At 71.2% G+C, this 18,508-nt stretch carries 21 protein-coding genes; 11 read left to right on the plus strand and 10 right to left on the minus strand.

Going from position 1 to position 18,508, the window contains the following annotated elements:
* Positions 1-92 precede the first annotated feature (92 nt).
* The gene (locus IH26_RS0149000) at positions 93-1,016 is read right to left on the minus strand and encodes a DMT family transporter (RefSeq protein ID WP_030443195.1); all 924 of its coding nucleotides are present in this window, start codon (positions 1,014-1,016) and stop codon (positions 93-95) included.
* Between the two features lie 142 nt (positions 1,017-1,158).
* On the opposite strand from IH26_RS0149000, the gene IH26_RS0149005 reads away from it, so the two are divergent.
* A complete protein-coding gene (locus tag IH26_RS0149005) occupies positions 1,159-1,875 on the plus strand; it encodes an HAD family hydrolase (RefSeq protein ID WP_030443196.1) in 717 nt (238 codons plus the stop codon).
* Between the two features lie 163 nt (positions 1,876-2,038).
* A complete protein-coding gene (locus IH26_RS0149010; protein ID WP_030443197.1) occupies positions 2,039-2,527 on the plus strand; it encodes a hypothetical protein in 489 nt (162 codons plus the stop codon).
* 4 nt (positions 2,528-2,531) lie between these two features.
* Here the strand turns inward: IH26_RS0149010 and IH26_RS0149015 are convergent, their stop codons facing one another.
* The gene (locus tag IH26_RS0149015; RefSeq protein ID WP_030443198.1) at positions 2,532-3,404 is read right to left on the minus strand and encodes a PhzF family phenazine biosynthesis protein; all 873 of its coding nucleotides are present in this window, start codon (positions 3,402-3,404) and stop codon (positions 2,532-2,534) included.
* 33 nt (positions 3,405-3,437) lie between these two features.
* On the opposite strand from IH26_RS0149015, the gene IH26_RS0149020 reads away from it, so the two are divergent.
* From IH26_RS0149020 to IH26_RS0149030, 3 genes are read left to right on the plus strand one after another with little or no spacing between them, the layout of a single operon-like run.
* Positions 3,438-4,748: a magnesium transporter MgtE N-terminal domain-containing protein gene (locus tag IH26_RS0149020; protein ID WP_425394475.1), complete on the plus strand. Its 1,311-nt coding sequence runs from the start codon at positions 3,438-3,440 to the stop codon at positions 4,746-4,748.
* A complete protein-coding gene (locus IH26_RS0149025; protein ID WP_030443200.1) occupies positions 4,745-5,284 on the plus strand; it encodes a DUF1003 domain-containing protein in 540 nt (179 codons plus the stop codon). Before IH26_RS0149020 ends, IH26_RS0149025 begins: the two co-directional genes overlap by 4 nt.
* A 21-nt stretch (positions 5,285-5,305) precedes the next feature.
* Positions 5,306-6,454 carry an Mrp/NBP35 family ATP-binding protein gene (locus IH26_RS0149030; protein WP_030443201.1) on the plus strand — a complete coding sequence of 383 codons (1,149 nt, stop codon included), beginning with the start codon at positions 5,306-5,308 and terminating at the stop codon, positions 6,452-6,454.
* A 6-nt stretch (positions 6,455-6,460) separates the two neighbouring features.
* Here IH26_RS0149030 and IH26_RS0149035 read toward each other — a convergent pair whose 3' ends face one another.
* Complete coding sequence (locus IH26_RS0149035; protein WP_030443202.1) at positions 6,461-6,871, minus strand: twin-arginine translocase TatA/TatE family subunit; 411 nt, start codon at positions 6,869-6,871, stop codon at positions 6,461-6,463.
* Between the two features lie 70 nt (positions 6,872-6,941).
* Positions 6,942-8,213 carry a S1C family serine protease gene (locus tag IH26_RS0149040; RefSeq protein WP_030443203.1) on the minus strand — a complete coding sequence of 424 codons (1,272 nt, stop codon included), beginning with the start codon at positions 8,211-8,213 and terminating at the stop codon, positions 6,942-6,944.
* Between the two features lie 251 nt (positions 8,214-8,464).
* Between IH26_RS0149040 and IH26_RS0149045 the strand changes: the two genes are divergently transcribed.
* Positions 8,465-9,037 carry an O-methyltransferase gene (locus IH26_RS0149045; RefSeq protein WP_030443204.1) on the plus strand — a complete coding sequence of 191 codons (573 nt, stop codon included), beginning with the start codon at positions 8,465-8,467 and terminating at the stop codon, positions 9,035-9,037.
* 165 nt (positions 9,038-9,202) lie between these two features.
* On the opposite strand, the gene IH26_RS59090 is transcribed toward IH26_RS0149045, so the two are convergent.
* The gene (locus IH26_RS59090; RefSeq protein ID WP_014447667.1) at positions 9,203-9,370 is read right to left on the minus strand and encodes a DUF3117 domain-containing protein; all 168 of its coding nucleotides are present in this window, start codon (positions 9,368-9,370) and stop codon (positions 9,203-9,205) included.
* A gap of 275 nt (positions 9,371-9,645) precedes the next feature.
* Between IH26_RS59090 and IH26_RS0149060 the strand changes: the two genes are divergently transcribed.
* The 3 genes from IH26_RS0149060 (at position 9,646) to IH26_RS0149070 (ending at position 12,136) form a co-directional block, all read left to right on the plus strand.
* Positions 9,646-10,458, plus strand: a complete 813-nt coding sequence (locus tag IH26_RS0149060; RefSeq protein ID WP_030443205.1) for a PaaX family transcriptional regulator — start codon at positions 9,646-9,648, stop codon at positions 10,456-10,458.
* Positions 10,455-11,243, plus strand: coding sequence for an enoyl-CoA hydratase-related protein (locus IH26_RS0149065; protein WP_030443206.1), 789 nt, complete (start codon positions 10,455-10,457; stop codon positions 11,241-11,243). Before IH26_RS0149060 ends, IH26_RS0149065 begins: the two co-directional genes overlap by 4 nt.
* 107 nt (positions 11,244-11,350) lie before the next feature.
* A complete protein-coding gene (locus tag IH26_RS0149070) occupies positions 11,351-12,136 on the plus strand; it encodes a S1 family peptidase (protein ID WP_030443207.1) in 786 nt (261 codons plus the stop codon).
* A gap of 446 nt (positions 12,137-12,582) precedes the next feature.
* Here IH26_RS0149070 and IH26_RS63640 read toward each other — a convergent pair whose 3' ends face one another.
* The 5 genes from IH26_RS63640 to ndhC all read right to left on the minus strand — a co-directional run bounded on the left by IH26_RS63640 (position 12,583) and on the right by ndhC (position 15,415).
* Complete coding sequence (locus IH26_RS63640) at positions 12,583-13,329, minus strand: hypothetical protein (RefSeq protein WP_030443209.1); 747 nt, start codon at positions 13,327-13,329, stop codon at positions 12,583-12,585.
* A gap of 13 nt (positions 13,330-13,342) precedes the next feature.
* Positions 13,343-13,942: a DNA-3-methyladenine glycosylase I gene (locus IH26_RS0149085; RefSeq protein ID WP_030443210.1), complete on the minus strand. Its 600-nt coding sequence runs from the start codon at positions 13,940-13,942 to the stop codon at positions 13,343-13,345.
* 37 nt (positions 13,943-13,979) lie between these two features.
* The gene (locus IH26_RS0149090; RefSeq protein WP_030443211.1) at positions 13,980-14,462 is read right to left on the minus strand and encodes an SRPBCC family protein; all 483 of its coding nucleotides are present in this window, start codon (positions 14,460-14,462) and stop codon (positions 13,980-13,982) included.
* The gene (locus IH26_RS0149095) at positions 14,459-14,968 is read right to left on the minus strand and encodes a DivIVA domain-containing protein (RefSeq protein WP_030443212.1); all 510 of its coding nucleotides are present in this window, start codon (positions 14,966-14,968) and stop codon (positions 14,459-14,461) included. The genes IH26_RS0149090 and IH26_RS0149095 overlap by 4 nt, the downstream gene beginning before the upstream one ends.
* Positions 14,969-15,037: 69 nt before the next feature.
* Positions 15,038-15,415 (minus strand): NADH-quinone oxidoreductase subunit A, encoded by a 378-nt coding sequence (gene ndhC, locus IH26_RS0149100; RefSeq protein WP_030443213.1) that lies wholly within the window; start codon positions 15,413-15,415, stop codon positions 15,038-15,040.
* 205 nt (positions 15,416-15,620) lie between these two features.
* On the opposite strand from ndhC, the gene IH26_RS0149105 reads away from it, so the two are divergent.
* Together IH26_RS0149105 and IH26_RS0149110 are read left to right on the plus strand one after the other, a co-directional pair.
* Entirely contained in the window at positions 15,621-17,474 is a 1,854-nt protein-coding gene (locus tag IH26_RS0149105) for a 2-oxoacid:acceptor oxidoreductase subunit alpha (protein WP_034217874.1), read from the plus strand.
* Entirely contained in the window at positions 17,467-18,504 is a 1,038-nt protein-coding gene (locus tag IH26_RS0149110) for a 2-oxoacid:ferredoxin oxidoreductase subunit beta (protein ID WP_030443215.1), read from the plus strand. The genes IH26_RS0149105 and IH26_RS0149110 overlap by 8 nt, the downstream gene beginning before the upstream one ends.
* The last annotated feature ends 4 nt before the right edge of the window (positions 18,505-18,508 follow it).

Consider the following 18,508-nt stretch of genomic DNA (forward strand, 5'->3'; position numbering starts at 1 on the left):
GGCCCAGCACGACACCACTACCAGCATCACCAGGGAACAAACCTGATCAACCAACACCAATCACCCGACTTGACAACGGGCTCTTACGTTGGTCAGTCGGTGAGGGCCGGATCCACCGTCGGCCGGTTGGCCCGGGTCGCGCCGAGAATCACGACCACCACCCCCGCCAGCAACAGCAACAGGCCGGGCAGGGCGTCGAGGCGGGGCCGCTGGCCGAGCCAGACCCAGGCGAGCAGGGCGGCGCCGGGCACCTCCAGCAGGATCAGCACGCTGACCGTGGTCGCCGACGTGTGGTGCAGCGCGTAGTTGAACATCGAGTGCCCCAGCAGCTGGGCCCCGGCCACCAGCGCGAGGATCGCCGCCCAGGTGCGTCCGTCGTACCCGGCCAGGTCCACTCCCCCGACCAGGCAGATCACCAGCAGGAACACCGCGCAGGTGCCATAGCAGATCCAGGTGTACGTCGTCGTGCTCAGCGTGGCCCGGGCCTGCTCACCCAGCGCCGTGTAGACCGCCGCCGCCACCGCGCCCAGCAGCGCCAGCACGTCGGCCAGCACCGCGCGCCCGGACACCCCGACGTCCACCCCGGTCGCCCAGGCCGCCCCCGCCACCGCCAGCCCGATGCCGACCCAGCCGGCCGCCGACGGGCGCCGTCCCTGCGCGGCCGCGATCAATCCCTGCCAGACCGGCTGCGTGGCGACCAGCGCGGTGGCCGTCGCCACCGAGCCGAGCTGGACGCTTGGCATCCATGTTGCGAAATGTGCTGCAAGCGCCACCCCGGCCAGAAGGCAAAAAGTCACCGCCCGGCGGGTGGCCCCGGCAAGCTCGCCCCGGCGGGGCCCGAGGGTCACCGGGGTGAGCGCCACGGCCGCCAGCCCGTTCCGCCAAAACGCGATGGCCAGGGCCGGAGCGGCCGCGAACGCGATCAACGGCGCCGACGACGAGACGGCTAGCACGGCGACGACGAGCGCGAGAGCCGTCGTCAATCCAGGCCGTAGGCGTGGTGAGCGCGTATTCATCCCCGGCCGTCGCTTGTTGCGTTTCTTGCAGAGTTTCTCAGCATCTTTGCAGCCTGCTATTGAACGGAAAGTGACGCCGCGACTACAGTCACCGAGGTTGTCCGTCCTCTTGATCACCTAGCCCCGGGGAGGCTGATTCACCGTGCCCGCGTACCGTGCGGTCGTCTTTGATTTTTTCGGCACCCTGACCCGCGCGGTCCAACGCGGCCCCCAGCACGCCGAGATCGCCCGATCTCTCGGCGCCGACCCCGACGCGGTGACCGGTGTGCTCGACCGCACCTTCCGGGCACGCGCCCGGGGCCGGTACGGCTCCGCCGAGGCCACCCTACGGTGGGTCATCGAACAGGCCGGCGGCCGCCCCCGCGAGGCCCAGGTACGCGCCGGCGTCCCGGCCCGGGTCAACGCGCTGAGGGCCGACACCCGGCTACGGGCCGACGCGGTCACCGTGCTCACCGCGCTCCGCCGGCGGGGCCTGGCCACCGCCGTGGTCAGCGACTGCACCCACGAGTTGCCCGCCTTCCTCCCGCAGTTGCCGGTGGCCCCCCTGCTGGACGCCGCGATCTATTCCGTACGGCTGGGCGTCTGCAAGCCCGACCCGGCCATCTACCTGGCCGCCTGCGACGAACTGGACCTGCTGCCCAGCGAGTGCCTGTACATCGGCGACGGCGGCAGCAACGAACTGACCGGCGCCGCCGCCGTCGGCATGACCCCGGTCCGCCTGGCCGCCCCCGACCTGATCCACCATCTGGTCTACGACGCCGACACCAACTTCGCCGGCCACACCGTCCGCTCCCTGACCGAGGTAATCACCCTGATCGACCACAGCCACCTCCACCCCACCCCGATGCCCACCCCTTAGCCAGACACCGTTCGCGCTCCGGGCCCGCGGCAACGTCCCGCTCGATCTAGAGAAGGCGCTGTTCGGAGCGAACACAAACTCACCATCCTTGCGATGGCCAGAGCGGTGGCGTCGTGAGTAGCAGGGCGGGCGCTGAGCGACGGGCGCGTGGGAGGATGGCTCGGTGACGTCTGCGGTCTTGGAAGAGGCGCTCAAGAAGGCGGCGCTGGCCTGGGTTTCCGTCGGGGACGGGCCGGCCGTTGGTGTCTGGTGCCTGCCGCTCGACGGGTCGCTGATCGTGGTGACCGGGCCCGGGGAGCAGTTCGCGCCCGACCTGGCTGGCGCGTCCCGGGCCACGGTCCGGCTGCGTGGCGACAACGGCGGGCTCATTGTGATCGCCGAGATGACCGCGACCCGCCTGAGGCCGGGCACCGAGGAGTGGAGCACGGTCGCCCCGCAGTTGGCTCAGAAGCGGCTGAACGCCTCGGGCACCGCCGACGAGGTGGTGGCGCGGTGGGCCGAGACGGGTTGTGCGGTCGTTCGGCTGACGCCCGAGCAGGACAAGACCGCCCCCGACCTGCCCGCCGACTCCGGCGCGGCGGTGCCCCGGCCGACCCCGGCCCGCAACGAGACGAGGCGCCCCTACCGGCTGCACCGCGTCCGCGGCTCCTGATCCGTCAGCCGATGAAGGGCGGGACGGCGATCTCGCCCTTCGCGATCGGGCACACATGGCCGGTCACGGTGGCCGAAGTAGCTACCCCGGCGGTGGCGGTGACCGTGCAGTCCAGCAGCGACGGGCGCTTCATCTCGATGCCTTGGTGGATCCGGTAGGGCGAAGTGCCGTCGGCCGGCAGCAGGCCGGCGCCGACCAGCCACACACCCAGGCCCAGCGCCGCCGAGCCGGTTGCCGGGTCCTCCGGGACGGCCGTGCCGGGACAGAGGACCCGGGCGTGTGCCTCGCCGCCGGCCCAGGAGAAGACGCAGACCTCGGTGAGACCGGCCTTCTCCGCGGCCGCGTTGTCGACCCGGATGCGGGCGAGGGCTTCTCGGCGTACGGGCAGAAACAGCCAGCTCAAGCCGCACCCGGCGGAACGTGGGGCAGCTAGCCCGGCCAGTTCGTGGTCCTCGGCCGTCAGGCCGCACGCGGTCAGCAGCGGCAGCGGGTCCAGCGCCTCGCCCAGCGTCGGCTCGCCACCGGTCAGGGTGGCCGAGCCGGACTCGCGCACCGTGATCGGCAGCAGGCCGGCGCCGCACTCCTGCAGCACGTCGCCCGGCGGGAGGAGACCGCGGCGCATCGAGGTGACCGCGGCGCCGACGCTCGGGTGGCCGGCGAACGGCAGCTCGCTCTCCGGGGTGAAGATGCGCGCGCGATAGGTCGCCGGGCCGGTCGGTGGGAGCACGAAGACGGTCTCGGCCAGGTTGAACTCGCGGGCCAGCGCGTGCATCTGGTCGGTGGCCAGGTCAGCGGCGCCGTAGACCACGGCTAGTGGGTTGCCCGCGAAGGGGCGGTCGGTGAACACGTCGACGATCTCGTACGCCACGGTGGACATGTCCGGACCCTAACCTAGGCTTGGGCTGTGACCATGGGGACGCGGGTTTATCTGGCCCGGCTGGCCGGCCTGGGCGTCTTCGATCCGAACGGCGACCGGGTGGGCCGCGTGCGGGACGCGGTGGTCCGGCTGCGCACCACGAACCGGCCCCCGCAGATCGTCGGGCTGGTCGCCGAGATGGCGCTGCGCCGGCGGATCTTCCTGCCGATCGGCCGGGTGATCTCGATGGACGCCGAGGCGGTCGTGCTCAGCACCGGCACGCTCAACCTGCGCCGCTTCGAGAAACGGCCGAACGAGCTGCTCGTGGTGGAGGACCTGCTCGACCGCCGGGTGACGGTGATGCCGGAGGACGGCGACGGGCCGGGCACGACGGGCAACGTCGTGGACATCGGCATGGAGCAGAACCGCAGCAACGAGTGGCTGGTCACCCGGGTCGCGGTGCGCGAGCACACCGGCCGGCTCACCCGGCGCGGGCACGTCTACCAGGCGGAGTACGAGCGGATCCGGAACCTGTTCGGCCCGACCGACACCCAGGGCACCTCGAACCTGCTGGCCCTGCTCGAACAGATGCGCCCGGCCGACATGGCGAACGCGCTGCAGGACCTGCCGGACGCCCGGCGTAACGAAGTGGCCGCCGCGATGAGCGATCGTACGCTGGCCGACGTGCTCGAGGAGCTGCCCGAACACGATCAGGTGGAGATCCTTGTGCACCTCGACCGGGAACGGGCCGCCGACGTGCTCGAGCGGATGGATCCGGACGACGCCGCCGACCTGCTCGGTGAGCTGCCCAAGGTCGAGCAGACGGTACTGCTCGACCTGATGGAGCCGGAGGAGGCGGCCCCGGTCCGCCAGCTGATGCACTACCAGGAGGGCACCGCGGGCGCCGTGATGACCTCGGAGCCGGTGATCCTCACACCGGACGCGACGGTCGCCGAGGCGCTGGCCCGCATCCGTGAGCCGGAGCTCTCCCCGGTGGTCGCGGCTCAGGTCTTCGTGGCGCGCGCGCCCTCGGCCACGCCGACGGGTAAGTATCTCGGGATGGTGCATTTCCAGCGGCTGCTGCGCGAGCCGCCCGCGTCGATGCTCGGCGGCCTGGTCGACAGCGATCTGGAGCCGCTGCGCCCGGAGGTCACGCTGGCCGAGGTGACCAAGCGGATGGCGACGTACGACCTGGTGGCGATCCCGGTGGTGGACAGCACACACCGGCTGCTCGGCGCGGTGACCGTCGACGACGTGCTCGACCATTCGCTGCCGCGGGACTGGCGCGATCGGGACACGCTGGGCCCCGAGGAGCACGCCGAGATCGCCGCCGCGGTCGCCGCCGATGAGCGGGTCGAGCCGTGAGCGCCGAGCCGCGGCGGGAGCGCCTGGACCGTTTGGACCAGCCGGTCGAGCCGGGCCGGGTCCGGCTGCCCCGGTTCAACGCGGAGACGTTCGGGCGCTGGTCGGAGGCGATCGCGCGGTACATGGGGACGGCGCAGTTCATCGTCTGGATGACGGTCGTGATCGGCGCCTGGTTCGCGTGGAACACGCTGGCGCCGAAAGGGCTGCGCTTCGACCCGTACACCTTCACGTTCTTGACCTTGGTGTTGTCCTTGCAGGCGTCCTACGCGGCGCCGTTGATCCTGCTCGCGCAGAACCGGCAGACCGACCGCGATCGCCTGGCCGCCGAGGAGGACCGGCGGCGCGCGGCGATGCAGAAGGCGGACACCGAGTACCTGGCCCGCGAGATCGCCTCGCTGCGTATCGCGCTCGGCGAGGTGGCCACGCGTGACTTTCTTCGCAACGAGCTGGCCCGGCTGGCCGATGAACTGGACGAGGCGGCCCTCCGGCGGGAGAAGCGGGCGCGCTTGGAGTGGGAGGAGACAGACCGCCCCTGACCACCGAGTAACCTCGAACCCATGTCCGCTCCCGCCCCCACACTCGAGGACGCGATCCAGGCCGCATTGGCCACGGTCGACGACCCCGAGATCCGCCGCCCGATCACCGACCTCGGCATGGTCAAGGGCTTCACCGTTGCGAACGGCCTGGTCAAGGTCGAGCTGCTGCTCACCGTGGCCGGTTGCCCGCTGCGCGACAAGCTCAATGCGGACATCACCGCCGCACTCACCAGGATCCCCGGGATCACCACGGTGAGCATCGATTTCGGCGTGATGTCCGAGGACCAGCGCAAGGCGCTGCAGACCACGCTGCGCGGTGGTGCCGCGTCCGCGGAACCGGTCATTCCGTTCGCCCAGCCGGGCTCCCGGACGAGGGTGTACGCGGTGGCCAGCGGCAAGGGCGGCGTCGGCAAGTCGAGCGTGACCGTCAATCTGGCCGCGGCCCTGGCCAAGCGCGGGCTCTCGGTCGGCGTCATCGACGCGGACATCTACGGCCACTCGGTGCCGCGGATGCTGGGTGTCGACGGCCGGCCCACCCGGGTGGAAGACATGATCATGCCGCCGCAGTCGCACGGCGTGAAGGTGATCTCGATCGGCATGTTCACCGCCGGGAACGCGGCGGTGGTCTGGCGCGGGCCGATGCTGCACCGAGCGCTGCAGCAGTTCCTCGCCGACGTCTACTGGGGCGACCTGGACGTGTTGCTGCTCGACCTGCCGCCGGGCACCGGCGACGTGGCGATCTCGCTGGCCCAGCTCCTGCCGAACGCGGAGATCCTGGTGGTGACCACCCCGCAGGCGGCCGCGGCCGAGGTGGCCGAGCGGGCCGGCGCGATCGCGCTGCAGACCCACCAGCGGCTGCTCGGCGTGGTGGAGAACATGTCCTGGCTGGAGCTGCCGGACGGCTCGCGGATGGAGGTCTTCGGGGCCGGCGGTGGGCAGACCGTGGCCGACTCGCTGACCCGTACGGTGGGCGCCGCGGTGCCGCTGCTCGGTCAGGTGCCGCTGGACACCCGGGTGCGCGAGGCCGGCGACGCGGGCGAGCCGATCGTGCTGGCCGACCCGGACGCGCCGGCGGCGAAGGCCCTCGACGAGGTGGCCGCGCGGCTCGCCGTCCGCCGTGACTCGCTGGTCGGCAAGCCCTTGGGCCTCACCGTCACCGCGCGGCGGTAAATACCTTTACGTAGCGTCCAGGTCGAAGGCCTGGGCCGGGCGCTGCTCGACGGAGGTGCCGGGCGTCGCGGGACGTTTGATGTCCGCGGCGGCCGCCACCTGGTTCAGGTCGGTCTTCACGCCGTTCAGGTCGCTCTTGACGTCCTCGAAGAGGCCCTGGAGCGGCTTGCGGAGCGCCTCCTCTTCCTCCTCGCTGAGCAGGTGCTTCCGAATGAACGCCTTCGGATGCAGATCTTGCAGCTGGAGGTCGGTGCCGAGCTCCTTGTTCAGGTCGGAGGTCGCGTTCTGCGCCATCGCGCGCAGGCCGCGCAGCATGCGCAGGCCGTCGCCGATCACCTTGGGCAGGCGCTCACCGAAGATAAGCAGGGCGAGCAGCAACAGCGCGCCGACTTCCCACCAGTTCAGGTTCTCGAACATGCGGGGGCCTCCCTAAGCTCCGCGCCAAGCGTACGCACGCGATCGGGCTGTCACACCCCTGCCCCGGGGATCAATTGTTGTCCGCGACGAGCGTCACCGAAGCCGTCGAGGTCTTGCTGCCGCGGCGGTACTCGATCGGCACCACCGTGCCCGGCGCGTACTTGCGCACGAGGGCGATCAGGTCGGTGCCGTCGACCAGCACGTGGTGGTCGAGCTTGGTGATCACGTCACCCGGTTTGAGGCCGGCGGCGGCGGCCGGGCCGGACGGCTCGACGGTACGCAGCCGGGCGCCGGTCACGGTGGCATTGCCGGTGACGACCTCGGCGCCGATCACCGTACGGCGGGCCTTGCCGTGGTCGATGATGTCGCCGGCCAGGCGCTTGGCCTGGTTGATCGGGATGGCGAAGGCGATACCGATGTTGCCGGCGTCGGCCTCGGTGCTGCTCAGCGAGCGGATCACCGAGTTCATCCCGATCACCTGGCCGGCCGCGTTGACCAGCGGGCCGCCGGAGTTGCCCTGGTTGACCGCGGCGTCGGTCTGGATCGCCGCGTAGTAGCGGGTGGTGCCGCCCGGCTCGCCGGACTCCAACGTACGGTCGAGCGCGCTGACGATGCCGGCGGTCACGGTGTTTTCCAGGCCCAGCGGCGAGCCCACGGCCAGCACCGGGTCGCCGACCGCGATCGCGTCCGAGTTGCCGAGCGTGACCGGGGAGAGCCCGGACCTGGCCACCTTGATCACCGCGACGTCCGACTCGGGGTCGCGGCCGACCAGGCTCGCCTTGGCCGTGGTGCCATCGATGAAGGACACCGACATGTTGTCGCTGCCGGACTCCACCACGTGGTCGTTGGTGATCACGTACCCGTCGGCGGAGACCACGAAGCCGGAGCCGATCGCGCCGGTGACGTGCACGGTCACCACGCTCGGCTGCACCTTCTTGGCGACGCCGGCCAGCGAGTCGGGGGCGCGGTTGACCGCCGCCGACGGGTCGGCCTGGGGCGCGCCGAGCTGGGTGCCGCCGCCGCGGCCATACCCGCTGCGGGTCAGGTACGTATACGTCAGGGTGCTGCCCAGCGCGCCGGCCAGCAAGGCCGTGACCAGGCAGATCATCAGGACCGGGGTGAGCGAGCGGCGGGGCGCGTCGGGGTCGGCGACCTTTTCCGGCGCCGGGGCGGAGCCATCCGGCGCGGAGGGCAGCACGACCTGGGTCGGCGCGTACGGATCCCGCCACGGGTCGGCCAGCGCATCGGACCACCACACCGACCCCTGGGTCGGCGCACCATTTGCGGGCAGCCTGGGACCGGCGGGCGGCGGAGCGGAGCGGGCGTTCCAGCCGTCGGTCACGTCGGTGCCTCCCACTCGTGGTCCCAAGGAGCCCGGCTCCCCCTCAAGAATGACACGGATCCCGCGGTGGGCCCGGCCCCGGCCCGTTTATCCCATCGACGGCCGCTCTACTCTCATATCCGATGTACGCCGGTTCCGCACGTGATCCCCTCGCCCGCCCGGAGGTCGTCATCGCCCCGCCCGCCCGTCCGATCGGCCCGCAGAGCGCCCCGGCGCTGCAGTTCGCCGAGGCCTACGCCGCCGAGGACATCGTGCTGCAGACCGCGCGCGGCCTCGCCCACGAGCTCGGCCTGGACAGTGTCACCCCGGCCGCGGGGTCCGTGCTGCGCCTGCTGGCTGCCGCGGGCAACGCCAAGGCGGTGGTGGAGATCGGCACGGGTACGGGGGTGAGCGGCGTCTGGCTGCTGCGCGGTATGCGACCCGACGGGGTGCTGACCACCATCGACGTCGAGAACGAGCACCAGCGGATCGCCCGGCGGATCTTCCTCGAGGCCGGGTTCGCCTCCTCGCGTACGCGGATCATCACCGGCCGGGCGCTGGACGTGCTGCCCCGGCTCGCCGACGGCGTCTACGACCTGGTGTTCGTGGACGCGGACGCGACCGAGTTCGGCGCGTGCGCGGAAGCGGCGCTGCGGCTGCTGCGGCCGGGCGGGGTGCTGCTGGTCAACGGCGCGATGGCGAACGGGCGGATCAGCGACCCGGCGGCCCGGGACGTGGACACGCTGACGATCCGGGAGACGGTCCGCAGCGTACGGGAGGCGGAGGAGTGGATCCCGGCGGTGATCCCCTCGGGTGCCGGGCTGCTGACCGCGGTCAAGCGCTGACCGGGACCGGCGCGGCGATTTCGGCGGCCAGTTTCCCCGTGGCGTGCGACAGTGAGCCGGTGGGGACGATGAGCCGGATCGGGAACACGAGAGCGTGACCTTTCGCGAAGACGTGGAAAGCCCGCCGGTACGGGCGGTACCGTACCGGCGGGCTCGCGTGAAACGTCAGCCGGCGATCGACTTCAACGCGTCACCCAGCGCGTTGGCCTCGTCCGGAGTCATCTCAACGACGAGACGGCCACCACCTTCCAGCGGGACGCGCATGACGATGCCCCGCCCTTCCTTGGTGACCTCCAGCGGACCATCGCCCGTCCGCGGCTTCATCGCCGCCATTTCGTCTCCCCTCAGACCTACATCAGGGTGTCGGTGGGTTTCCCCACAGCCACAGCTCTTCGGCTAGCTCAGCTTCAACGTCGCGTGCTCAGCCCCACGCGGCGCAGGTACCTCGTTATCCGACCGGCGGCAGGCCAATTCGCGTGCTGTCCGCGACCCGGCCCACCGTGCCGATCAAACATTTTCCCTGATGAACACCGGCGAACCCAAACCCAGCCCGGGCGGATGTGACAGCGTCTAGCATATCGTCTTTTGGGCTGTCACAATGTGCGGTCATGCAGGCGCGGTCGGCACTCTTCGACCTGTACGGCGACTACCTCCGCCCGCGGGGCGGCCGCGCGCCGGTCGCCGCCCTGGTCAAGCTACTCGCGCCGCTCGGAATAGCGCCGCCGGCGGTCCGTACCGCGGTCTCCCGGATGGTGCGTCAGGGCTGGTTGCACCCCCTCCGGCTGGTCTCCGGACCGGGCTATCTGCTCACGCCGAAGGCGGCCCGCCGGCTCGACGAGGCCGCGGCCCGGATCTACCGCACCGGGCGCTCCGGCTGGGACGGGCGCTTCGATCTGATCCTGCTGCACGGCCCGCTCGCCCGCAAAGACGCCAGCCGGCTCTCCTATCTGGGCTACGGCACGCTCGGCGAGCACGCCTGGGTGGCGCCCCGGGCGGCCGACGAGGTCGACGCCGTCCTGGACGACGCCGGGGTCGGCTACGAGCGGTTCAGCGCCGCGCACGCGGCCGGGTCGCCGGGTGCCGCCGAGGTGGTGGGCCGGGCGTGGGACCTGTCCTCGCTGGCCGAGTCGTACGAGACGTTCGTGGCCGACCTCCGGCCGGTGGTCGGCGCGGTCAACGCCCGCAGCAGCGACGAGGAGGCTTACGCGGCCCGGTTCCGGCTCGTGCACGCGTGGCGCTCGTTCCTGTTCCGCGACCCGCAACTGCCCCCGTCGCTGCTGCCGCCGCGCTGGCCGGGGGTGAGCGCGGCCGGCTTCTTCGACCGGCACGCGACCCGGTTGCGGCCGGCCGCCGACCGCTACGTCGAGCGTTGCCTGCAATCGGTCAGCAAGGCCGGACGTGTGGGATTCTCAGACACATGACTGACGCCCTCCTCGTCGACCGCAATGACGCGGTTGTCACGCTCACGCTCAACCGGCCCGCGGCGATGAACGCGCTCGACGTCGACCTCAAGGAGGCGCTGCGGGACACGCTGGCGGCGCTGGAGACCGACCGCGGCTGCCGGGCGATCGTGCTGACCGGCGCGGGTCGCGGCTTCTGCGTCGGGCAGGACCTGCGCGAGCACGCCGACCAGCTGCAATCCGGGCAGACCGAGCTGGATACCGTACGCCAGCACTACAACCCGATCGCGCAGCGGCTGGCCAGCATGCCCAAGCCGGTGGTCGCCGCGGTGGGCGGGATGGCGGCCGGGGCGGGCGCGTCGCTGGCGCTGCTGGCCGACTTCCGGGTCGGTGGGCCGTCAACGAAGTTCCTGATGGCGTTCGCGAACGTGGCGCTGGCCGGGGACACCGGTGTCTCCTGGTCGCTGCCGCGGATCGTGGGGCACGCCCGGGCGCTCGAACTGCTGCTGCTGGCCGAGCCGGTGGACGCCGCGACGGCCGATCGGTACGGGCTGCTCTCCCGGCTGGTCGACGCCGACGACCAGGTGCTGCCGGTGGCGCAGGAGCTGGCCGCGCGGCTGGCGGCGGGGCCGACGGTGGCGTACGGCGCGATCAAGCGGGAGCTCTCGGTGGGTGACGCCGGGACGCTCTCCGACGCGCTGGCGGCCGAGGCGCAGGCCCAGGCGATCTGCGGCGGCACCGACGACCACCGGGCCGCGGTCGACTCGTTCCTGGCCAAGCGGAAGCCGGTCTTCGAGGGCCACTGACTCGCGTGTTATGACCGTTTTGGGATCCCGACTTTCATAGACGTCTATCTATAGGCTCCTCCCCGACGCGTCCTACCGGGCGCGCCTTTCCGACTGGGAGGACCGAGATGGTCAGGTGGCGGATTCTGGTGGGTACGGCGATCGCCGTGCTCACTGCCGCGGCGATGGGCGCGATCGCGTCCCCGGCTGCCGCGGACCCGACGGCCAACGTCGTCGGCGGGAGCCGGGCGGCGCAGGGCGAGTTCCCGTTCATCGTGCGGCTCTCGATGGGCTGCGGCGGGGCGTTGTACAGCCCGACGATCGTGCTCACCGCGGCGCACTGCGTGGACGGCACCGGCACGAACACGTCGATCACGGCCACGCTCGGGGTGGTCGACCTGCAGTCGAGCAGCCGGATCACGCGGAAGTCGAACTACGTCTACCAGGCGCCCGGCTACAACGGGAGCGGCAAGGACTGGGCGCTGATCCGGCTGTCCAGCCCGGTGACCGGGCTGGCGACACTGTCGCTGGCGACGAGTACGGCGTACGACTCGGGGACATTCACGATCGCCGGTTGGGGCGCGACGTCGGAGGGCGGCGGACAGCAGCGCTACCTGCGCAAGGCTCAGGTGCCGTTCGTCAGCGACGCCACCTGCAACTCGGCATCGATGTACGACGGCCAGATCATCGCGTCCGACGAGATCTGCGCCGGGTACACGGCCGGCGGCGTGGACACCTGCCAGGGCGACTCGGGCGGCCCGATGTTCCGCACCGTCTCGGCCGGGGCATGGGTGCAGGTGGGGATCGTGAGCTGGGGGGACGGCTGCGCCCGGCCGAACAAGCCCGGCGTCTACACCCAGGTCAGCCACTTCTCCGCCGCCATCAAGTCGGCCGCCGCCAGCCTCGGCGGCTGACACCCGACGGGGCCGCCGACCGCACCCGGCCCGATCAGCCGGCCGGTGGCCCCAATCCGGTCGCGGCACCCGGCAGGGCCGCAGCCACCGCGGTCGCGGCACCCGGCAGGGCCGCAGCCACCGCGGTCGCGGCACCCGGCAGGGCCGCAGCCACCGGGGTCGCGGCTCCCGAGAGGGCCGCGGCCAATGCGGTCGCGGCACCCGGCAGGGCCGCAGCCACCGGGGTCGCGGCACCCGGCAGGGCCGCAGCCACCGGGGTCGCGGCACCCGAGAGGGCCGCGGCCAATGCGGTCGCGGCACTCGGTAGGGCCGCGACACGCGATCGCGACGCCGACCGCTTCCTCGCACAGTCGTCGGCGTCGCACCCACGGCCTCGCAGCCTCCCGCTGCGGGGCCGTGGCGCGTCCACCACGCTTTCTCCGGCCCGCGCGCCCGAGGCCCTCGGGTCAGTCCTCGTCGTCCTCCTCCGGGTCCTGGTTGGCCTCCTCACCCAGCACGAATGCCTGCATCGCCAGCTCGTCGCCGGACGGCCAGACGTAGGCGGGCAGCTCCCGGGGCCCGAGCTCGACCACATGAGTCCAGAACTGGCGGACCGCGTCGGCCGGCGTCGCCGCCTCGATCGGCAGGGCCAGGCTGACCAGCCAGGTCGGCGTGCCCGGCCCCGGCTCGGCGCCCAGCGCCGCGGCCAGCCGGCGGAACACCTGCGGCTCCACCTCGACCGGCCCGCCACCGGCGGCGAGCACCGGTCCACCACCCGCGGCGGCGAGTGCCGAGCCGTCGGCCAGACCAGGCTCACCGCCCGTGGCCGTCAGACCCGTGACCGGCGCCGGCTCCCCGTCAAGCACCGGTCCACGGCCCGAGGCGGCCACGCCCGAGGCGGCCACGCCCGAGGCGGCCACGCCCGAGGCGGCCACGCCCGAGGCGGCCACGCCCGAGGCGGTCAGACCGTCGGCCGGCACCGGGTCGTCGAACGCGCGCCGCACGTAGGTCAGTACCAAGTCGTCGCCGTGGACCCCGGCGCCGTCGGTTTTGGTGGCTCGGGTCAGGGCCACCACGTGGTCGTCGGCGACCAGCAGCACCTGCTCGTCGGGCGCCACCCGGCCCACCGCGCCCGCGACCGTCACCGTCTCGTTGTGGAACAGGCGCTCGGTCGCCCACTGCTCCGCCGGAATGGTCACCGCCCAGACAGCCATGCGGTCCATCTCATCACGCGGCCGCGCCGACCGAGATCGGCGGCACCCAGCAGCCCGCGAGGTGGTCGTCGACCATGCCGGTGGCCTGCATCAACGCGTACGCCGTGGTGGGTCCGACGAATTTGAAGCCGAGCTTTTTCAGTCGTTTGGCCATCGCCACCGACTCGGGTGTCGTCGCGGGGAGGTCGGCCCGGGTGCGCGGGCGGGGCGGCCGCGGCGCCGGCGCGAACGACCAGAGCAGCGCGGAGATGCCGTCCGGCAGGTCGGCGGCGACCCGGGCGTTGTGCAGGGTGGCGTCGACCTTCATCCGGTTGCGCACGATGCCCACGTCGGCCATCAGTCGGGTGGCGTCGGCCTCCGAATACGCCGCGACCTTGTCGATCGAGAAGTTGTCGAACGCGGCCCGGAAGGCCGGGCGTTTCCGCAGGATCGTGATCCAGGAGAGACCGGACTGGAACGCCTCGAGGCTCATCCGCTCGAAGATCGCGTCGTCGCCGCGGACCGGCTGACCCCACTCGCTGTCGTGATAGCCCACGTAGTCGGGGGTGCTGCCGCCCCAGAAGCAGCGGGCGTGGCCGTCGGGGCCGATCACCAGCCCGGATTCGTCTGTCATGGCGACCACCGTAGGGCCACCCTCTGACAAAAACGGGCTAAGGGAGGCGGCCCTGCTCGACCAGCCGGCCGAACTTCTTCAGCGCACCGGTGAAGCCCAGCTTCGAGCCCGGCCAGAGCACCGGCCAGGCGACCTTCCCGGCGGCGCCGGCCGGCAGGTGGAACCACTCGTGCAGCACGACCTGGGTGCGATCGCCGGACATCGCCGTACAGCGGACCGAGCCCGGACCGCGCAGCACCTTCCCGCAGTGCACCACCCGTACCTCATAAGGGGGGTTGACCTTGACCACCCGCAGCTCGTCGCGGAGCGACGCCGGACCGATCGCGGTGATCGCCTCGACCAGGCTGCCCTCGCCGCCGTCGCCCTCGACCACCCGCACCCTGGTGAACGGGATCCACTGGGACTGGCCCTCCCAGTTGAGGAACGCGGCGAAGACCTTGGCCGCCGGCGCGTTGACGATGACCGTGGCGGTGACTTCCCCCGTTCCGGGGCTGGCCGCGTCGTCGAACCCGCCGCTCACCGCGGTTCTGCCGGCTCGGACTCCTTGGCATCCGCGCCGGGCCCGTCCTTGGACGCCACGTCCTTCGGTGCCTCGTCGTCCGGCGGCGGGGTGGTGGTATCCAACTCGATCACCGGGCCATCGGTGGCCGGCGGCGTGGCGGACGGCGCGAGCGCGGCCTCCCGGGCCCGGCGCAGTGCGTCGGCATCCGCCGTCCGGCCCTCGCGCAGCGCGACGACCTCGGCCTCCAGCACGCTGATCAGCTCGCCCTTGTAGCCGATGTCGTACGCGGCCCGCTGCAGCGCCTGGTCGACCTGGGCCATCCGGTAGCCCCGCCAGGCGGTGTCGAACTTGGTGGTGGAGATGTCGTCCTCGTCCAGCGGACGGTCGGTCGGCAGCGGCACGGCCTGGCCATCGGGCTCGACGGGCGTCAATCCGGAGTCGCCCCCGCTCAGCATCACGGTCACGCCGAAGACGATCGCGGCGACCACCAAGGCGACCACGATGAAGAGGAGAAGCTGCGCCATGCGCACGATGTTGGCATGCCTGTCGTTGCCTGGCGAGCCCGCCACCCCGTCGGTACGGTCACGGTACGGTCAGGTCCAGGTAAGGATCTTCTTTCGCCAGGCATAGAGGATGCCCAGCGCGAGCACCGCCACGAAGATCGCCATCTCGATGACCGTGGTCGTGCCGAATCCCGGCAGGTCATAGACCACGGCCCACGGGAAGAGAAAAACGGCTTCCACGGCGAAAAGCACATAAAGGTACGCATATACGTAGTAGCGGATCTGCGCCTGCGCCCAGTCCCCGCCGACCGGGTCGATGCCGCTCTCGTACGCGATGAACTTGCCCGGCGGCTCGGCCGGACTGCCCGGGCGAAGCAGCCGGTTGGCCGAGAAGGCGCCGACGAAGACGAGCACACCAGCGCCGATCACCAGGCCGAGCGTGGCGTACGAGCCGAGATATCCGTCCACGAGGTCACAGCTTAGTGAACCGAGTGAGATGAATGACCCGCCGCATGGTGGACTCCGCTGGATCGAGCAAGCATCGCCTAAGTACTGTGGGCTCCGGCCTCGGACGGCCGTAAGGACCGCCGACGTAGGCTGGAGATGACTGATGCGGGCCGGCCCGGAGACGTGCGCAACCCCGTCTGGCCGGCACCACTGGGAGGTTGAGATCGTGGCCGCTGGAGCGAAGCGAGTCGAGCAGTTGGATCGGGTGGTCATCCGGTTCGCGGGCGACTCGGGCGACGGCATGCAGCTGACCGGTGACCGGTTCACGTCCGAGACCGCACAGCTCGGCAACGACATCTCCACACTGCCGAACTTCCCGGCCGAGATCCGCGCACCAGCAGGCACGCTGCCCGGCGTCTCCAGCTTCCAGGTGCACTTCGCCGACTACGACATCCTCACGCCCGGCGACGCGCCGAACGTGCTGGTCGCGATGAACCCCGCGGCGCTGAAGGCGAACCTGTCCGACCTGCCGCCGGGCGCCGACCTCATCGTCAACACCGACGAGTTCACCAAGCGAAACCTGGCGAAGGTCGGATATGCGACCAGCCCGCTCGAGGACGGCTCGCTGGACGGCTACGCCGTACACCCGGTCGCGCTGACCTCGATGACCGTGGGCGCCCTCAGCGACCACGGCGTCTCCAAGAAGGACGCCGAGCGGGCCAAGAACATGTTCGCCCTCGGCCTGGTCTGCTGGATGTATTCCCGGCCGTACGAGTCGACCCTGCGCTTCCTCGAGCGCAAGTTCGCCAAGCGCCCCGACCTGGTCGCCGCGAACAAGGCCGCCTTCCAGGCCGGCTGGAACTTCGGCGAGACGACCGAGGACTTCGCGGTCCGGTACGAGATCAAGCCGGCCAAGATGCACCCGGGCACCTACCGGAACATCACCGGCAACCAGGCGCTCGCGCTCGGGCTGGTGGCCGCCGGCGTCCGGTCCAAGCTGCCGGTGTTCCTGGGGGCGTATCCGATCACCCCGGCCTCGGACATCCTGCACGAGCTGTCCAAGCACAAGCGGTTCGGCATCACCACGATGCAGGCCGAGGACGAGATCGCGGCGATCGGCGCGGCGCTGGGCGCGGCGTACGGCGGAGCGCTCGGGGTGACGACGACGAGCGGCCCCGGCGTCGCGCTCAAGGGCGAGACGATCTCGCTGGCCATCGCGCTCGAGCTGCCGCTGGTCATCGTCGACGTGCAGCGGGCCGGCCCGTCGACCGGTATGCCGACCAAGACCGAGCAGGCCGACCTGAACATGGCGTTGTACGGCCGGCACGGCGAGGCGCCGCTCGCGGTGATCGCCCCCAAGTCGCCGTCCGACTGCTTCCACGCGGCCATCGAGGCGGCGCGGATAGCGCTGACCTACCGCACGCCGGTGATCCTGCTCTCCGACAACTACGTGGCCAACGGCTCCGAGCCGTGGCTGCTGCCGTCGCCGTCCGAGTTGCCCGACCTGACGGTGCCGTTCACGACCGCGCCGAACAGCGAGGACGGGCGCTTCCTGCCGTACCTCCGCGACCCCGAGACGATGGCGCGGCCCTGGGCGATCCCGGGCACGCCGGGCCTGGAGCACCGGATCGGCGGCCTGGAGAAGGCGGACAAGACCGGAGACATCTCGTACGACCCGGCGAACCACGAATTCATGGTGCGTACGCGAGCGGCCCGGATCGAGGCCATCGAGGTGCCCGACATCGACGTCGAGGACGCCGACGAGAACGCCCGGGTCCTGGTGCTCGGCTGGGGTTCGACCTACGGCCCGATCGGCGCGGCCTGCCGGGCGCTCCGCCAGCGCGGGCTGCCGATCGCGCAGGCGCACCTGCGGCACCTCGCACCGCTGCCGGCCAACCTCGGCGAGGTGCTCAAGGCGTACGAGAAGGTGATCATCCCGGAGATGAACCTGGGTCAGCTGGCCCACGTGATCCGGGCAAAATACCTGGTCGACGCGGTTCCGTTCAACCAGATCAGCGGCCTGCCATTCACCGCCGCGACCCTGGAAAGCATGCTCGAGGACGTGGTCAAGAATGGCTAGCCCGACTGTGGAGCTCAAGCTCACCGCCAAGGACTTCAAGTCCGACCAGGAAGTACGTTGGTGCCCGGGCTGCGGTGACTACTCGATCCTCGCGGCCATGCAGCGGTTCATGCCCGAGCTCGGCATCCCCCGGGAGAAGACGGTCTTCATCTCCGGCATCGGGTGCTCCTCGCGCTTCCCGTACTACATGAACACGTACGGGATGCACTCGATCCACGGTCGTGCCCCGGCGATCGCGACCGGCCTGTCCGCGTCCCGCCCCGACCTGTCGGTCTGGGTCGTGACCGGTGACGGCGACGCGCTCTCGATCGGCGGCAACCACCTGATCCACGCCCTGCGGCGCAACGTCAACCTGAAGATCCTGCTGTTCAACAATCGGATCTACGGCCTGACCAAGGGGCAGTACTCACCGACCTCCGAGCTCGGCAAGATCACGAAGTCGACCCCGGCCGGCTCGGCGGACTCGCCGTTCAACCCGCTGTCGCTGGCGCTCGGCGCCGAGGCGACCTTCGTGGCCCGCACGATCGACTCGGACGCCAAGCACCTGCAGTCGGTGCTGCGCGCCGCGGCCCAGCACGAGGGCAGCGCGTTCGTCGAGATCTACCAGAACTGCAACATCTTCAACGACGGCGCCTTCGAGCTGATCAAGGACCCGTCCACCCGCGACGACCACCTGATCCGCCTCGAACAGGGCAAGCCGATCACGTTCGGCTCGGAGCAGCAGTTCTCGGTCGTCCACCCGGCCGGCGGCTTCGGCCTGTCGGTACGCGACTCGGCCGCCCTCGACGGCGAGTTCCCGGTCGTGCACGACGCCACGGTCGACGACCCGGCGTACGCGTTCGCCCTGTCCCGCCTCTCCGGCTCCGACCTGGCGACCACCCCGATCGGCGTCTTCCGCGACGTCAAGCGGCCGACCTACGACCAGATCCTGCAGAAGCAGCTGGCCGACGCGAAGGCCGAGGCGGCGGGCACCCCCGAGGAGATGCTCGACGCCCTCCTCAACGCCGCCGACACCTGGACCATCATGTAGTTCT

This window comes from Actinoplanes subtropicus (assembly GCF_000721705.1).
Classification (GTDB): Bacteria; Actinomycetota; Actinomycetes; order Mycobacteriales; family Micromonosporaceae; genus Actinoplanes; species Actinoplanes subtropicus.

Bases quoted from the DNA above. Each gene is read 5' to 3' on its own strand.
- IH26_RS0149035 (WP_030443202.1), bottom strand. From the start codon at position 6,871: ATGTTCGAGAACCTGAACTGGTGGGAAGTCGGCGCGCTGTTGCTGCTC.
- IH26_RS0149015 (WP_030443198.1), bottom strand. From the start codon at position 3,404: ATGTCCACCGTGGCGTACGAGATCGTCGACGTGTTCACCGACCGCCCC.
- IH26_RS0149110 (WP_030443215.1), top strand. From the start codon at position 17,467: ATGGCTAGCCCGACTGTGGAGCTCAAGCTCACCGCCAAGGACTTCAAG.
- IH26_RS0149065 (WP_030443206.1), top strand. From the start codon at position 10,455: ATGACTGACGCCCTCCTCGTCGACCGCAATGACGCGGTTGTCACGCTC.
- IH26_RS59090 (WP_014447667.1), bottom strand. From the start codon at position 9,370: ATGGCGGCGATGAAGCCGCGGACGGGCGATGGTCCGCTGGAGGTCACC.
- IH26_RS0149085 (WP_030443210.1), bottom strand. From the start codon at position 13,942: ATGACAGACGAATCCGGGCTGGTGATCGGCCCCGACGGCCACGCCCGC.
- IH26_RS0149070 (WP_030443207.1), top strand. From the start codon at position 11,351: ATGGTCAGGTGGCGGATTCTGGTGGGTACGGCGATCGCCGTGCTCACT.
- IH26_RS0149060 (WP_030443205.1), top strand. From the start codon at position 9,646: ATGCAGGCGCGGTCGGCACTCTTCGACCTGTACGGCGACTACCTCCGC.
- IH26_RS0149020 (WP_425394475.1), top strand. From the start codon at position 3,438: ATGGGGACGCGGGTTTATCTGGCCCGGCTGGCCGGCCTGGGCGTCTTC.
- IH26_RS63640 (WP_030443209.1), bottom strand. From the start codon at position 13,329: ATGGCTGTCTGGGCGGTGACCATTCCGGCGGAGCAGTGGGCGACCGAG.
- IH26_RS0149000 (WP_030443195.1), bottom strand. From the start codon at position 1,016: ATGAATACGCGCTCACCACGCCTACGGCCTGGATTGACGACGGCTCTC.
- IH26_RS0149030 (WP_030443201.1), top strand. From the start codon at position 5,306: ATGTCCGCTCCCGCCCCCACACTCGAGGACGCGATCCAGGCCGCATTG.
- IH26_RS0149095 (WP_030443212.1), bottom strand. From the start codon at position 14,968: ATGGCGCAGCTTCTCCTCTTCATCGTGGTCGCCTTGGTGGTCGCCGCG.